This window comes from Streptomyces sp. Je 1-4 4N24 (assembly GCF_026239515.1).
GTDB classification, from domain to species: Bacteria; Actinomycetota; Actinomycetes; order Streptomycetales; family Streptomycetaceae; genus Streptomyces; species Streptomyces nigrescens.
On the sequence record NZ_CP110836.1, the window covers coordinates 8862103 to 8877068 of the forward strand.

At 71.2% G+C, this 14966-nt stretch carries 12 protein-coding genes; 8 read left to right on the forward strand and 4 right to left on the reverse strand.

What is annotated here, in order from left to right:
- Positions 1-28: 28 nt before the first annotated feature.
- The 4 genes from SLV14N_RS38465 to SLV14N_RS38480 are packed head-to-tail and all read left to right on the forward strand — an operon-like array spanning position 29 to position 5089.
- Positions 29-1615, forward strand: a complete 1587-nt coding sequence (locus SLV14N_RS38465; protein ID WP_208687471.1) for an ABC transporter substrate-binding protein — start codon at positions 29-31, stop codon at positions 1613-1615.
- On the forward strand, positions 1612-2565 hold the full coding sequence (locus tag SLV14N_RS38470) for an ABC transporter permease (RefSeq protein WP_208687472.1): 954 nt from the start codon (positions 1612-1614) through the stop codon (positions 2563-2565). The genes SLV14N_RS38465 and SLV14N_RS38470 overlap by 4 nt, the downstream gene beginning before the upstream one ends.
- A complete protein-coding gene (locus SLV14N_RS38475) occupies positions 2562-3473 on the forward strand; it encodes an ABC transporter permease (protein WP_263272979.1) in 912 nt (303 codons plus the stop codon). The genes SLV14N_RS38470 and SLV14N_RS38475 overlap by 4 nt, the downstream gene beginning before the upstream one ends.
- A complete protein-coding gene (locus SLV14N_RS38480; RefSeq protein ID WP_263272980.1) occupies positions 3470-5089 on the forward strand; it encodes an ABC transporter ATP-binding protein in 1620 nt (539 codons plus the stop codon). The genes SLV14N_RS38475 and SLV14N_RS38480 overlap by 4 nt, the downstream gene beginning before the upstream one ends.
- Here SLV14N_RS38480 and SLV14N_RS38485 read toward each other — a convergent pair whose 3' ends face one another.
- Together SLV14N_RS38485 and SLV14N_RS38490 are read right to left on the reverse strand one after the other, a co-directional pair.
- Positions 5090-7258, reverse strand: a complete 2169-nt coding sequence (locus tag SLV14N_RS38485) for a DUF11 domain-containing protein (protein ID WP_263272981.1) — start codon at positions 7256-7258, stop codon at positions 5090-5092.
- Between the two features lie 421 nt (positions 7259-7679).
- A complete protein-coding gene (locus tag SLV14N_RS38490) occupies positions 7680-7916 on the reverse strand; it encodes a hypothetical protein (RefSeq protein WP_208679292.1) in 237 nt (78 codons plus the stop codon).
- Between the two features lie 368 nt (positions 7917-8284).
- Between SLV14N_RS38490 and SLV14N_RS38495 the strand changes: the two genes are divergently transcribed.
- On the forward strand, positions 8285-8473 hold the full coding sequence (locus SLV14N_RS38495; protein WP_208679291.1) for a hypothetical protein: 189 nt from the start codon (positions 8285-8287) through the stop codon (positions 8471-8473).
- A 19-nt stretch (positions 8474-8492) separates the two neighbouring features.
- Here the strand turns inward: SLV14N_RS38495 and SLV14N_RS38500 are convergent, their stop codons facing one another.
- A complete protein-coding gene (locus tag SLV14N_RS38500; RefSeq protein ID WP_263272982.1) occupies positions 8493-8669 on the reverse strand; it encodes a hypothetical protein in 177 nt (58 codons plus the stop codon).
- A gap of 436 nt (positions 8670-9105) precedes the next feature.
- Between SLV14N_RS38500 and SLV14N_RS38505 the strand changes: the two genes are divergently transcribed.
- The 3 genes from SLV14N_RS38505 to SLV14N_RS38515 all read left to right on the forward strand — a co-directional run bounded on the left by SLV14N_RS38505 (position 9106) and on the right by SLV14N_RS38515 (position 13711).
- Positions 9106-9336 carry a hypothetical protein gene (locus SLV14N_RS38505; RefSeq protein WP_263272983.1) on the forward strand — a complete coding sequence of 77 codons (231 nt, stop codon included), beginning with the start codon at positions 9106-9108 and terminating at the stop codon, positions 9334-9336.
- Positions 9337-10166: 830 nt separating this feature from the next.
- Positions 10167-12719: an SdrD B-like domain-containing protein gene (locus tag SLV14N_RS38510; protein ID WP_263272984.1), complete on the forward strand. Its 2553-nt coding sequence runs from the start codon at positions 10167-10169 to the stop codon at positions 12717-12719.
- Between the two features lie 311 nt (positions 12720-13030).
- Positions 13031-13711: a hypothetical protein gene (locus SLV14N_RS38515; protein WP_208687611.1), complete on the forward strand. Its 681-nt coding sequence runs from the start codon at positions 13031-13033 to the stop codon at positions 13709-13711.
- Between the two features lie 7 nt (positions 13712-13718).
- On the opposite strand, the gene SLV14N_RS38520 is transcribed toward SLV14N_RS38515, so the two are convergent.
- Positions 13719-14930: a right-handed parallel beta-helix repeat-containing protein gene (locus tag SLV14N_RS38520; protein WP_208687610.1), complete on the reverse strand. Its 1212-nt coding sequence runs from the start codon at positions 14928-14930 to the stop codon at positions 13719-13721.
- Positions 14931-14966: the final 36 nt, after the last annotated feature.

Here is a 14966-nt window from a genome sequence, read left to right on the forward strand (position 1 = left end):
CCCACCCGCGCACAGCAAGGAAACCGCCATGTACGAAGGTCCCGTCAACGACCCCCGCTTCCCCGGCCTGCGCCGCCGCGGCTTCCTCGCCGCGGCCGGCGGGGCGGCCGGCCTCGGCGCGCTCGCGCTCGCCGGCTGCACCAGCCCCTCCGAGGGCGCCGCTGACAGCGGCGGCAAGCCCCGGCGCGGCGGGAAGCTGCGTGCCGCCTTCGCCGGCGGCGGTGCGAGCGAGACCCTCGACCCGCATCTGGCCAACCTCTTCGCCGACGCCGCCCGCGCCAAGGCCCTCTTCGACAAGCTCGCCGACTTCGGTGCCGATCTCGCCGCCGAGCCGCGGCTGGCCGCGTCCTGGGAGCCGAACACCACTCTGGACCGCTGGACGGTGAAGCTGCGCAAGGCGTCCTTCCACAACGGCAAGCCGGTCACCGCCCGCGATGTCCTCTACAGCTTCCGCCGGATCGCCGACCCCAAGAAGGCGTTCCGCGCCAAGGCCTCCCTGGAGCCCCTCGACCTCAAGGCGAGCCGCGCCGTCGACGAGCGCACCGTCGAGTTCGCGCTGAAGCGTCCGACTGCTGAATTCCCCAACCTCCTGGCCGCGTTCGGCGCCTATATCGTCCCCGACGGCGCGACGGACTTCGACACGAAACCGGTCGGCAGCGGCCCCTTCCGCTTCGTCTCCTTCACGCCCGGACGCTCCGCCGTCTTCCGGCGCAACGACGACTACTGGGACGGCGCGCCCTACCTGGAGCAGCTGGAATTCCTGGTCGCCAACGAGGAGTCCGCACGCGTCAACTCCCTGCTGGGCGGCCAGGTCGAGTACGCCCACGAGCTGTCGCCGACGACCGCCCGCGCACACGAGGGCAAGGGGCAGATCGAGATCGTCCGGCTGCGCAACAGCGCGATGCAGGCGTTCGCGATGAAGACCGACCGGGCGCCGTTCGACGACAAGAGGGTGCGCGAGGCGTTCTTCCTCCTCGCCGACCGCAAGGAACTGGTCGACGGTGCGCTCTCCGGCGCCGGCGAGATCGGCAACGACCTGTTCGGCAAGGGGTACGAGTACTACGCGGACGGTCTGCCGCAGCGCGAACAGGACCTGGACCGGGCCCGCCACCTGCTGAAGAAGGCCGGCGCCGACGGGCTCCGGGTCACCCTGGACACCTCCGCCGTCGCCGCAGGGTTCACCGAGGCCGCCGCCATCTTCCGCGACCAGGCCGCCAAGGCCGGAGTGCGGGTGAAGGTGGCGATGGGCAGCAAGGACAGCTACTGGCAGGACACCCTCGAATCCGGAACGCTGTGCTGCTACCGCTCCGGCGCGATGCCCATCGAGTCACACTTCTCCCAGCGCCTGCTGTCCGGCTCCACCACCAACGCCACCAAGTGGCACCACAAGGACTTCGACGCGCTCTACCAGCAGGCCCAGTCCACCAAGGACAAGAAGGACCGGGCAGCCGTGTACGCGCGCATGCAGCGCCGGCTGTACGCCGAGGGCGGCTTCCTGGTGTGGGGCTTCGCCGACTGGATCCTGGGCACCGCCCGCACGGTCCGCGGCGTGGCACACAAGGCCCCCGCCAACACGCTCGACTGGGCCCGCTTCGACAAGGTGTGGCTCGCGTGAACGGTCTGCGGTCATGGCTGGCCCGGCGGCTGCTGCTCGGCGCCGGGCAGACCGTCGCGGTCGTGCTGCTCGTCTTCGCCCTCACCGAGGCGCTGCCCGGCGACGCCGCGGTGGTGCTCGCCGGCGACCAGCCCGACCCCGGGCGGATCGCGGCCATCCGGGAGACCATGCACCTGGACCGGCCCGTCCACGAACGCCTCGCCTCATGGACGGCCGGGCTGCTGCACGGCGACCTCGGCACCTCGCTCACCTCGGGCCGGCCGGTCAGCTCCTACCTCGCCGACGGCTTCGGACCGACCCTGCTGCTCGCCGCGCTCACCCTGCTCCTGCTGGTGCCGCTGGCGGGCGGCCTCGGCGTCCTGGCCGCCCGCCACGAAGGACGGCTCGTGGACCGCCTCATCAGCTCGGTGACCCTGGGGGTGTACGCGGTACCGGAGTTCGCCTTCGGGGTGCTGCTGGTGACGGTCTTCGCGCTGCGGCTGGGCTGGCTGCCGCCGACCGCCGTCGGCTACGGCGACGATCTGCTCGCCCATCCCGCGGCGCTGGTGCTGCCCGTACTGGTGCTGCTGTCCCGTCCGGTGTGCTCGCTGGCGCGGCTGGTGCGCGCGGGGATGATCGATGCGCTGGCCTCGCCGTACGTCGCGCAGGCCCGCCGCTACGGCATCCCCGGCGCGCGCACCCGCTATACGCACGCCCTCCCCAACGCCCTTGCGCCCGCCGCCCAGCAGCTCGCCCGCACGGTCGACTGGCTGCTGTGCGGTGTCATCGTCGTGGAGGCTCTCTTCGTGATTCCCGGACTCGGAACGGTCCTGATCAATGCCGTGGCGGAACGCGATGTCCCGGTCATCCAGGGGCTGGCGGTCGTCTTCGGCTGCACCGCCGTCGTCCTCAACCTCGGTGCGGACCTGGCCACTTACCGTCTGGTGCCCCGGACGGCGGTGGCTGCATGAGCCCCCGTACGGCATCCGGAACGGGCCGCTTCACCTTCGCCCTGCTGGTCATCGCCATCCCGCTGCTTCTCGCCCTGCTCGGGCCGCTGTTCGCCGGGGAGCCCGGACCACGGGCGCCCTCGTTCACCGTCGGCGGCGGGCACTGGGCCGGCACCGACTTCGTCGGCCGGGACGTCTGGCAGCAGGTGCTGCTCGGCGGCCGCCCGGTGGTCCTGACCGCCCTCGCGGCGACAGCACTGGCCTACGCGGTGGCGCTCCCGTTGGGCCTCATCGGGGCGCTGACCCACCGCCGTTGGCTGGAAGAGCTGCTGATGCGGCCGTTGGACGTCCTGCTCGCCGTGCCGTCGCTGCTGATCATTCTGCTGGTGGCGGCGGTTCTGACGCCCGGTGCCGGCGGCCTCGCGCTGCTGGTGGCACTGGTTAACATCCCGGACGCCGTCCGCGCGGTCCGGGCCGCCACCGCCGAGGCGGCCGCACGGCCCGCGGTCGAGGCGCTGCGGATGCAGGGCGAGACCTGGTGGCGGACGGCCGTGGGCTACGTCGGACGGTCGGCCCTGCGTACCCTCGCCGCCGACGCCGGGGTCCGGCTCACCGGTGTGCTGTACCTGGTCGCCACGGCCGCCTTCCTCGGCGTCGGCGCCGAACCGGACGCCGCCGACTGGGCGGTGATGGTCGACCGCAACCGGACGGGCATGTTCGTCCAGCCCTGGGCCGTCGTGCTGCCCGCCGTACTGATCATGGCGTTGACCATGGGCACCAACCTGCTCTTCGACGCCGCCCTCACCCGCCGCGACCGAACGCCGGGACGGGACCGTGCACCCCGGCCCGTCCGCACCCCTGCACCGCTGCCCACCGACGGCACGCCCTCCGGGACCGGGCGAGACGAGAAGAGCGATCCGTGCATATGAACCAGCCTGCCGAGACCCAGGGCCAGTCCGCCGAGGCCCAGGACCAGGCCGCTCAGGTCCAGGACCTACGCGTCGACATCGACGGCCGGGCGCTCGTCGACGGAGTGAGCCTGCGGGTGCCACCCGGCCGGATCACCGCCCTGATCGGCGCCTCCGGCAGCGGCAAGACCACCACCGGACTCGCCCTGCTCAACGAGTATCCGCCCGGCGCCAGGGTGACCGGCCAGGTGCACACCCCCGACACCCTCGTCGGCTACGTACCGCAGCACCCCGCCACCGTGCTCAACCCCGCCCGGCCGGTCGCCGCCCTCCTCCAGGACATCGCGCGCACCCAGGTAAGCCCTCTGCCCCGCCGCGCCCGCCGGTCCGAGATCCGGCGCCGCATCCTGCGCGCGCTCGCGCAGGCCCAGCTCCACGACGGCGAAACCCTGCTGCACCGCTACCCCCACCAGCTCTCCGGCGGCCAACAGCAACGCGTCGTCCTGGCCCAGGCCCTGCTGACCGGCGCCCGCACCCTCATCGCGGACGAACCGACCACCGGCCAGGACGCCGTGACGAAGCAGCAGATCGCCGACCAACTGGCCGCCGTGGCCCGGGAGGGCATCGCCGTGCTGCTCCTGAGCCACGACCTGGAGGTCGTCCGCGCCCTGGCCCACGACGTCCATGTCCTGCGCGCCGGCCGCATCGTGGAATCCGGCACACCGGAGCAGCTCTGGAGCCGCCCCCGGCACTCCTGGACCCGGGAACTCCTCACCCCTGCCGCCTCCGCCGAGCCGCCGGACGATCCGATCGCCCCGAGCACGGACGCCGGGACACCGGCCGGCCGCACCACCTCCGGGCCGGCTGCCGCCGAGGCGGTACTCCAGGTGCGGAGCCTCACCGCCCGCCACGGCAGGTCCACCGTCCTGCACACCCCCGAGCTGCTTCTCCCGCCCGGCTGTTCGGCCGTCGTGGGCCGCTCCGGCAGCGGCAAGACCACCCTCGCCCGCTGTCTGGCCGGTCTCCACCGGAGCCACGACGGCGAGGTCCTGCTGGACGGCGTCGCCCTGCCCCGCAGCCTCCGCGACCGCACTCGTGAGCAACTGGCCGCGGTCCAGTACGTCTTCCAGGACGCCCGAGCCGCCTTCGACGAACACCGCCCGGTCCTCGGCCAGGTGATGCGCAGCGCCATCCGTCTGCGCCGTGTCCCGCGGCCCGAGGCCCTGGCCGAGGCCGAGCTCACCCTGAGCACCCTCGGGCTGTCCGGCGACCTCGTACGCCGCCGGCCCGCGGAGCTCTCCGGCGGTGAACTCCAGCGCGCCGCCCTGGCCCGTGCACTGCTGGCCCGCCCCCGGGTCCTGATCTGCGATGAGATCACCTCCGGCCAGGACTCCGTCACCCGCCGGAACCTCCGCACGCTCCTCGCAGACCTCGTACGGACCCACCCGGAGATGTCCCTGGTCCTGATCACCCACGACCGCGACACCGCGACCCTGGCCACCCGTATCGCCGTCCTCGACGACGGCCACCTCGTCGAACAAGGCCCGACCGGCCAACTGCTCACCACCCCCCGACACCCCCTCACCGCCGCACTGCTGCAGCCGGTACCCGAGGTCAGGGCCACGTCCCTCCAGTGATCACCGGCTACCCTCCCGGCGCACCGGGTGGACGTAGGGCAGTTTCTGTCCTTCGGCCAGGGTGAGGGTGGCGGGGAGGTCCACGTCGCACGTTACGCCGCGGGCCAGTGAGGGGCCTTTGTTGACCAGGCACCAGGAGAGGGCGAGCTGGTCCTTGCCCTGGACGGTGCCGGGTACGAAGCGGGTCTCGGTGACGGTCAGCGGCGCTTTGACGGTCAGTGGGACGGACGTCGGCCGCTCGCCGGTGGTGGCCGGGGCGCCGGTCGCTGGGTCTTTGGTGGCGGCGTCCGCCCGCGCTTTGAGGGTGAGGGCGTCGCGCGCCTCGGGGGCGGCCCACACGGTGACCGTGAGCTCGACGGGGTCGGACGGCGGCAGGTCGGGCAGCTGCCAGTGCACCATGCGGTCCTGCAGGGTGGCGCCCGGGGCCGCCGCGAGGTAGTGGGCGTGGTCGGGGAGTTGGGCGGACGCGGTGACGCCGGTGGCGGTGGAGGGGCCGACGTTGGTCAGTGTCCAGCGGAGCGTCACGGGGGTGTCGCGGTCCCCGGCGACGACCGAGGCCGGCTCGGGGGTGCCGGCCGTGAGGGAGAGGGCGGCCCGTGCCACGGCGGTGACGGTCGCCGCCGGGGCGGTGGCCTGAATCGGCTTGCCGGTCGCGCCGTCGATGGTCGGTGAGGTGGCCTGTGCCGTGACGGTCTGGGCGCCGGTGCTCTCGGGGCGGATGTCCGCGGTGACCGAGAGCCGGAGGTCCCCGGGACGGAGTCGGCCAAGCTGCCAGCCGACGGTATGGTCCGCTGGTCGGTAGGCGCCGCCCTGGGTGGCGGAGACGAAGGCCACGCCCTTGGGCAGGGGCGAGGTGACGGTCAGGTTCCGGACGCTGGAGGGGCCGGCGTTGCGCAGTTGCCAGGTGTAGGTGACGGGGCCCGCGCCGGCGACCACCTGCTGTGGCGCCACCGTCGCCGTGGGGAACGCGACGGTGGCGCGTTCCTTGACCGGGACGGTGACGTGCTGTTCGCCGGTGGTGGCCGGATTACCGGTGTTGTCCGGTGTGCTGGACCAGCCGGAGGCTTCGGCCCGGAGGCCGGCCCAGGCGTCCGGGGAGGTGGCGGCTCGCATGGTCAGGACGCGCGGGGTGTCCGGCGGCAGTGTGCCGAGTTCCCACCGCACGGTCCCGTCCGCCTGCAGGGTGCCGTTGTCGTTGGCGGAGGTGAAGGTGGTTCCCGGAGGCAGGGAGGCCTGGATGGTGGTGTCGGTCGCGGTCGACGGGCCGGCGTTGGTCAGCTTCCAGCTGAACGACGCTTCGCGGCCCGCCTCGACTGGGTTGGCGGGCTCACCTGCCAGGGTGAGCTGCGTCCGGCCAACGAGGTGGACGGGAACCGTGTCGGATGGTTCGCGGGCGGCTCGAAAAGCCCACAGGGTGGCGTTGTAGTCTCCGCGGAGCCCGGCGGGATAGTGGAACCTCGCGACGATCTGCGCCGTGCCGCCGACGTCCAGGGAAGGCACCTCGAACTGCATCGCGCCGCCGATCGACTGCCCATTGATGGCGAGATCGACCAGCTGCGGCCCGGACCGCCCATCCGCCGGCACCTCGTAGCTCAGAGCCGCGCCGACGTGGTCGGCGCTCGACGGCCCCTTGTTGGTGAGGGTCCAGGTGATGCTCGCGTCGGCTCCGCCGGCCACCGGGCGGGCCGGCTGGACGATGCCCGGGGAGAGGTACAGGGCGCAGTTCTGGACGTAGGGGATTTTCTGGAGCGGGTTCCTAGTGCGCGGTACGTCGATGCCGGTGCCGACGAACTCCGCGCCGGCCCACAGCTCGGCGTGGCCGAAGGCGGGGTCGGCCAGCACCCGTACGACGGGGAATGTCTGGACGCCCATCCGGGCGTCATCGACCGGGAGTTCCACGGATTCCAGCACGATCTTGCTCTGGCTCTGCTCCACCACGGTGAAAAGGCCGTTGGGGTCATCGAACCGCTGGAAGGCGAACTGTCCCTCGTAGGTGATCCGGAACTTTCCGGTCTTGCCCGTCCCGGCTGGGCCCCTGCCGACCCGGACGGTGGTCTCCAGTGTCAGATCGAGCCCCTGTACGGCCGTCTGTGGATTGGCACGGACGGTCAGCGAGACGCCTTGCTCGTCGGACGGGGTCTCCTGGGTGGCGGGCGTGGTGCCGGTCATCTCTCAACTACCTCCGCGAGAGGGGCATTGCCGGGCGGGCGACGCGACCGGTGCGGACGGGGCGCGGGGAGAGCGGGCGTCCACACCGGCTCGCGGATACGATCGCCGCTCGGTCCGCCGGGCGGCCGCGGGCAGGTGGCGCGGCGCTCGACTACGCCGCCTTCGGGTTGCCTGGATTGGACTGCCTGGCGCAATGCGCGGGACGCGTACGGAGGGGGCGGGCCGCGGCCGGGGGTGCCCCAGGGCGGGGGCTCAGCCCTGGGGGCGGCGGGAGCGCCGAGGAGCGGCGGTGCGGCGGGCCTCGGCCGGCGCATCGCCTCCCGCCCGTGAAGCGGCACCCGGCAAGCTGTTCGAACCAGCCCGTCGAACATGTGGCGGGGTGTTCATCGTCTGGGCCGGCTCTGCTGAGAGCCGTGCGCGCTCAGGCGTTGTCGGTGAGTGCGGTGTGGCCTTCAGCCCGGGCGCAGTGGGCGCAGCAGAAGAAGTGTCGGTCGGTTTGGTGGCCGTGCCCGAGGATGCGGCAGCCGCAGTGGTCGCAGACGGGTGCGAGTTTGTGTGCTGCGCATTCGATGCTGTCGAAGGTGTGGACCGCACCGCCGACTGTGCGGACCTCGAAGGCCATCGCGTAGTCGTTGCCACAGACTTCGCAGGCTGCCATGGCGCTCTCCTCTGTGCGTGCGTGGTCGGGCTCCGACAGGAGCGGTCCACTCATGACCTCATGTATGTGCGGGGCAGGCGCGCGGTAGAGCGCAGATGGCGCAGTCCGCGCTGCCGATGCGGCGGGAGGCGTTCGGGGGAGTCTGGGGCCATGGCGAATGTGCTCCTGCGCGGATCTGCCCTCCTTCCAGCACGGGGGGCCGTCCGGCGACTTTGGGCGGGGTGGCGCTCGGTGTCGCCGATAGCCCAGCCGATGTGGTGCGTCTCCTGCGCCAAGCGGGCCTCGACGACAGCCTCATCTGTCTGGACGACCAGAGCTTGATCGATTGGGAGGGCGGCGGCCCGGACGTATGGGAGTAGGCAACCGAGATGACCGGCGTCGACACCACCGAGCTGCACGACGACTACGCCCAGGCGCTGAACCTCCTGGTGGCCACCCTCGCCGCGGGCGGGAAGGCAGCGCCGCCGCTTGAGCCGCAGCCGCCGGTGGATCTGATGGCCGCGTTGGCGGAATCCGTGCGCGAGGCCCGGCGCGCCCGCAACGGGGGCCACAGTTAGCAGAATTTCCCGCGAAGCGTTAGATGTCGCGGCAGGCGGCCAGCAACTGGTCGCGGGTCGTGCCAGGTTCGCCGACGGCGGTGTTGTCCTCCGCGGTGAGCAACTCCTCGAAGGACGTGTACTCGCTGAGGTTGGTGATGCGGGTGAGGAGGAAGTGATAGCCGGAGTTGAACCGCAGGCTGTCGCCTGCGGCCATTTTGCGGATCTTGGCGTAGCCGACGCGGATCTCGAATCCTCTCCGCCTCGCTGACCACCACGGTGGGGCCCGACGGGGTGCGGATCAGCGGGGTCACGCGCCTGTGCAGTCTGGCCCGGTCGATGGACCTGCTCGTTGTCAGTGTCATGGTCCCCCGCTTGGACGGCGACGATGGCGAGGAATCGGCGGTGGCGCTGGTGCCCGCAGAAAGCGAGGGTTTGAGCGTCGGCGGGGCGGGGGCGGAGGGCGCGCAGGTCACCCTCGACGATGTACTGGTGCCGACGGAGCTGCTGGTGACGACCTCGGCCCTCGACGGGCAGCCGGACGTGCTGACCGCAGGCTTCGTCTGGTTCCAGCTGCTGATGACGGGCAGCTACCTCGGGGGGCCGCCAGCGCACTGGTCGAGCGGGTCCGGTTGCTGGTGGACCGAGGCGCGATGTCGGCCGCGGAGGGCGTCGCCCGCCGGATCGACGACGGCGGCCCGGACGTGTCGATGCTCGCCGACTCGCTGTACGTCCGGTACTGCGTGCAGGACACCCTCTCTCGTGTGGTCCCGCGCGCGGTCGAACTGCCCGGCGACCTCGACTCCATGGCCTCTGATGAGGTCGGCTACCTCGCCACCTGCGCCAACGGGCCGACCTGCATCCGCCGGAACGGCACCGGATGACCGGTCCGCTGGCGGCGTACCTGGCCGACGGGCCGCTCACCATCGCCTGATCCCAGGTGTCCTCGCCCCGGACCACGACCCGCCATCCTGCACCGCACCCGCGGGGAGTCCGTGAATGCCGCCCGAATCCACTGCCGCGTCCCCTTCCGTCCACGGGGTGAACGCCCGACCCTGCTGCTCACCGGGGCCTCGGGAGTGCTCGGCCAGGCCCTGGACCCGACGAGCTGTGCGACGACTTCGGATCCCCTTTCCGCATAACAAATATGACGCCCCAACAATCATGCAGCAGGCGAATCGTGGACCAATCTCGGCTACGCAACGTCCCTGCGTGACGAGCGCGTCCCAGGCGCGTCACCTGGGCGTAATCGCACCCCACCGGCCGGATCCGACCATTACGTCGCTCTCGCACATTCTTCCGATCGCCATTCTCTGGGCGCTCCGGGACCGTCGCGGATCTCGATGGATTCCAGGGCTTCTGCTGGTGACGGCGAGACTCAAGCGGATAAGATATCGCGCGCTGCTCGCGATGGCGGTCGGTGAGGTAGGCGGTGGGGGCGAGGGTGCCGTGGTTGATCTGCAAAAAGACGCAACCCGGGGCGATTCTGCTCAAGGCTCTGAACACGCGTTCGCTTTTCATGGCGCACGGAACTTACGGCTCGCCCGCAATAAGCTAAAGCGATCACCACAAAGCGGTCCACGCAACGGCGGTGGGCCCTTTTTCTTTTCCGTGGCGGTCGCGGCCGGCATCCGCGTCTGGGGCCACGAAGTGGCCGTGCGGCGAGAAGCGCGTGCTTCGTTTTCACGACAAGAGAAGTGTGGAGTGTGATGCCATGAACCGAGTCGGCAGAGACTCACGCCGGTCGGCCCGCAGGCTTGCGGGTGCGCTGGCGCGCATAGGGTTATCTGTTCTCTTGCTGGCAGGCGGCGCCGTGGGAGCGACGGCTGGACCGGCCGCCGCTTCGACCGCCGACGGTACGCTGACGGTTGAGGTGCTGCGCGACTTCTTCGGCACCGGCGTGATCAACACGACGATGGACGTGCCGCAGCGGGGCATGAAGGTGGAGATCTCCGACCCCGCTGGGCACGTTGTCACCGGCGTCACGGATGCCACCGGAAAGGTCGTGGTGTCGCGGTCGACCGTGCTGAGCGGCGGCCGGTACCGCGTCGACGTCAGCATCCCGGCGCCGTACAGCGGCTATCTGCAGGCGGCGCCTGCGTCGACGGCGGGGGACCACTTCGACAGCTTCACGTCGTTCGTGGATGTGTCGGGTGGAAAGAACGCCTCGGTGGTGACGGGGGTTTGGGATCAGGCCGACTACGCGTTGCCTGACTCGCGGTACTTCGTGCCGATCCACAGCGGCGCCAACGGGACCGACAACCGGGCGTTGGTGGCGTTCGGTACGAAGACCCGGGGCACGTGTCCCACCGATGTGGCGTGCCCGACCACGCTGGCCACGCAGGACCAGGTGGGCACGACGTTCGGGTTGGCGTACGACAAGCACCGGACCCGGCTGTTCCAGAGCGCGTTCGCCCGCCGGTACGCCCCGTACGGGCCGCAGGGCGGGGGCGCGATCTACACGGTGCCGGTCAATGGCTCGGGTGCGCCGGAGCTGTTCGCGCGGGTGCCGGACGCCGCGGTGACGCGGCACGACACCGCCAACATGATCAAGGATCCCGGGTTCACCGACGCGCCGGGCAAGGAGAGCATCGGTGGCCTGGCCCTGTCGGAGGACGGCTCCACGCTGTACGCGGTGAACCTGCGGACCCGCAGCCTGGTGAGCTTCGACGCGACAGGGGCCACCGCCGCGGCGCCCAAGTCGACGGTCCCGATCCCGGACCCGGGGTGCGCGAGCCCCGACGACTGGCGGCCGTTCGGTCTCCAGGTCCACAACAACACGCTGTACGTCGGTGGCGTGTGCAGCGCGGAGAGCACGCGGCAGCGCGCGGACCTGAAAGCCTTCGTCTCCACCTACGACGGCAAGCGGTTCACCACGGTGCTGAGCCACCCGCTCACGGACGAACGCGGCAGCGTCTTCGGTTCCGGCGACAAGGCCACCCACTGGAACCCGTGGAACACCAGCCTGGACACGTGGGACGACCGGAAGGCGGGCGGCGTCTTCATCGATCCGCAGCCGGAGTTGGCCTCCCTCGCCTTCGCCCGCGACGGCTCGATGATCCTGGGTTTCCGCGACCGGTTCATGGACGTGCTCAGTTGGGGAGGGCTGGACCCCCGCCCGGGGAACGACACAGCGGAAAACGGCATGTCCGGTGGTGACATCACCATGGTCTGCGCCACTCCCACCGGTGAATACCAGTGGGAGGGCACCGGGGGCTGCCCCAACCACGCCACCCCCGCCAACAATGGCGGCCAGGCCGCCGATGTCGTCGAATACTTCCCGGGTGACTTTTACGCCAACGCGCACCAGGAGACCGCGCTGGGGTCGGTGGCCTATATCCCGCAGCAGGAGTGGGTCGTCAGCACAGAGTTCGACCCGGTCGTCAACGTCGCGACCTCAGGGACCGGGTACCACAACATCACGTCCGGTCAGGGCCCGGGCAACAACCCGACCGCCAACGGATTCCAGTTCGTCAGCCGGGAACAAGGCGGGTTCGGCAAGGCCGGCGGGCTCGGTGACATCGCGTACGCGGCGGCGAACGCGCCGATCCAGATCGGCAACGTCGTGTGGTTCGACGGCGACCACAACGGGATTCAGGACCCGGGGCATGTGCTGCTGCCGGGGGCGACGATCAACCTGCTGGACGCGGACGGCAAACGGGTCGCCACGACCAGGACCAATGCCGCCGGCGAGTACTACTTCGGGGGTGTCGGCGCTGCGTACGAGCTCACGCCGGGCGCGAAGTACACGGTGCAGTTCGACGTGTGCACCGCGGACACCAGCCAGGTGCCCGAGCAGCCCCCGGCGAGCGAGCTGAGGTTCACGCTCCCGCGGGCCGGTGCCAACCGTGCGCACGACTCCAATGTGACCCCGCCGACCACCGGACCGTTGTGCAACGGCTACGCGCCTGTCACGGCGCCGGACAAGCCGGGCGGGGTCGATCACACGATCGACGCCGGGGTGTACATCCCGAAGGAAACGCCGACCCCGACGCCGACGCCGACTCCCACGCCGACCCCGACCCCGACTCCCACACCGACACCGACACCGACACCGACTCCGACTCCGACGCCGCCTGCGGCCTCCACGCCGCCGTCCCCCGCGCCGCCTGCCAACCGCCCGGCCCCGGCCGGTGGAGGCGGGGGTTCGCTGGCGAACACCGGTACGCCCGGGGTGGCGGAGATGATCGGCATCGTCGGTCTGCTGGTGGGTGCGGGCCTGGTCATCGCGTTCGTGACCCGGAATCGTCGCGCCCGGCAACACTGAACGCACCCGCACAACGGTGATCTGCCCGTCCGCGATCCGGACGGCGCGTACGGGCAGATCACGTCTCGGCCGGTCCACGAGGGCCGGCCTTGGCGTGGTCTGCCACCGGACTGCCGAGTGCCGCCGCGAGCCCGCGGCGGCCGGACGGTGTAGTGATCGAAAGGATGAATCGGAGAGTGTCAGCGTCGAACCGCGTGCGGAGCGTGAGAAACCGGCAAGCCCCACCGGGTCGTCCGGCTGACCGGCGCCGATGGCCGCGGTCGCGCCGGGCCGCGGCCGTCATCGGCATCGCGGCCGTCGCGGTGGCCGCGGTGGCCGCGTTCCTGGTCGCCGACGGCGGCTCCGGCGCCGGCGGTCCGCGCTCGCTGACGACGGATGAGGCGAGCCGGCTGGCGATCACGCGATTCCGTAACTACCAGGCGCAGGGCCGCACGGTGACGATCACCGTGCCGGGCACTGCCGGCGGGCTGACCGTCACCGGGTCCGTCGACTATCGGCGCAAGGTCGGTTACGGCGTGGTGCACGGCACCGGGCGCGACAAGTCCAGCGACGGGCTGATCCAGTGGACGCCCACCTCGGTGCACGTCCGCCCGATGACGGACGCCCCGGCGCACGCACCCGCCTCGCTGCCCCGTTCGGGCTGGTACGACCGTCCGCTGCTGTCGTCCGGCAGCGCGCTGGACACCTCCCTGTCCATCGCGCTCGGTCTCGGCGGCGACCGGCCGGACAACGCCGAACTGCTCCCGCAGAACGGCGCCGCTTGGTGGGGGCGGGAGCAGGTGGACGGGCGCTGGGTGGAGGTCATGACCGGACCGTCCTCCCCTGACCGCGCCGGTACGGCGGGCAACGTGCACTACTGGATCGGCTCCGACGGCACCATGTACCGGGTCCGCGTCAGCGTGGGTTCGCAGCAGGAGCCGGTAGTCATCGATTTCGACACCCACAAGTACGTTCCGGTCAAGCCGGTACCCGGAACCACCCCGACCCGGTAGCCGCTGTTCAGGACGTCTGCACCCGCGCGTTCGCGGCGAGCAGGGACGCCGGCGGCAGCCGGATGCCCTCCGTCTTCGGCAGGGCCGGGACGGGCGGGACAGCGGTGGCGCCCGTAGCGGTGGCGCGGGGGAACTGCGGTTGTGGACCGGGCGCCGCGACCTCGGTGAAGGGGATGCCACCGGGCGCCGTCGGCATCGCCCACCTGCCGACCGGCGAGGGCGACCCGGCCGGAAGCGGGCAGGCCGCAGTCGTCGCGAGCCGGGCGGGCACGGTGGTGCGCAGATCGTTGCCCCGCAGGCAGTTGCCCCGTCCCCGCGTGGCGGTGGGGAACGTCCAGCCGACGTCGACGCCGTTGCCGGTGAACGTGTTGTCCACGATCTGGTTGCCGACCGGAGCTATGTCGGTGGTCGCGGTGATCACCAGCCCGGCGTTGCTGTTGTCGGAGATGCGGTTGCGGATGAACCGGTTGTCGCTGCCGCCGTCGATGCCGGCGCCGGTGCCCCACCCGCCGTCGGCCTGCTCCGGGGTGGCCGACTGCTGGTTGGCGGCGATCAGATTGCCCGCGATGACGGAGCCCTTCTGCGGGAGAAGTTTCTCCTGGTGGTCGGAGTTGGTGGTGAGTCCGACCCGGTTGCCGACCAGGCGGTTGCCGACCACGTACATGTCCTCGCTGGCGTTGGTGCCTTCGTAACCGACCGCGTTGAGTTCGGCGACGTTGTCCCGCACCACGATGTTGCAGGGCTTGCACTGGCCGACGTAGATCCCCGAGTCGGCGCCGCCCGACGCGTACGAGTGCTCGATGACACCGTTCTGGGCGGAGAACGCGTAGATGCCGTACAAACCGTTGCGGGTCGCGGTCACATACGAGACCAGGAACGACTTCAGGAAGGTGACGGGCTCATCGCCGGTGTCGTAGCCGCCGCTTTGCCCCGGCAGGCCGGCGGCCGCCTTCGCCGAACCGGTGACCAGGACCCCGTTCTGCGTGTTGTTCTCCACGGTCAGGTTCTCCACGGCCACCCCCGGCGCCGAGACAACGACGCCGTTCGGCTGCTGCAACCGCCCGTCGATGACGACCTTGTCCCGGGACAAACCGCGAAGAGTGATGCGCGCCGTGTCGATCTTCACCGACTCGTGGTACACGCCCGGCGCGACCAGCACCAGGTCACCGGGCCGAGCCAACGACACCGCATCCGAGATCGTCGGGGCATCGGCAGGCACTCGGATCGTCACATCCGCACCGGCCGGTCGCCGGCC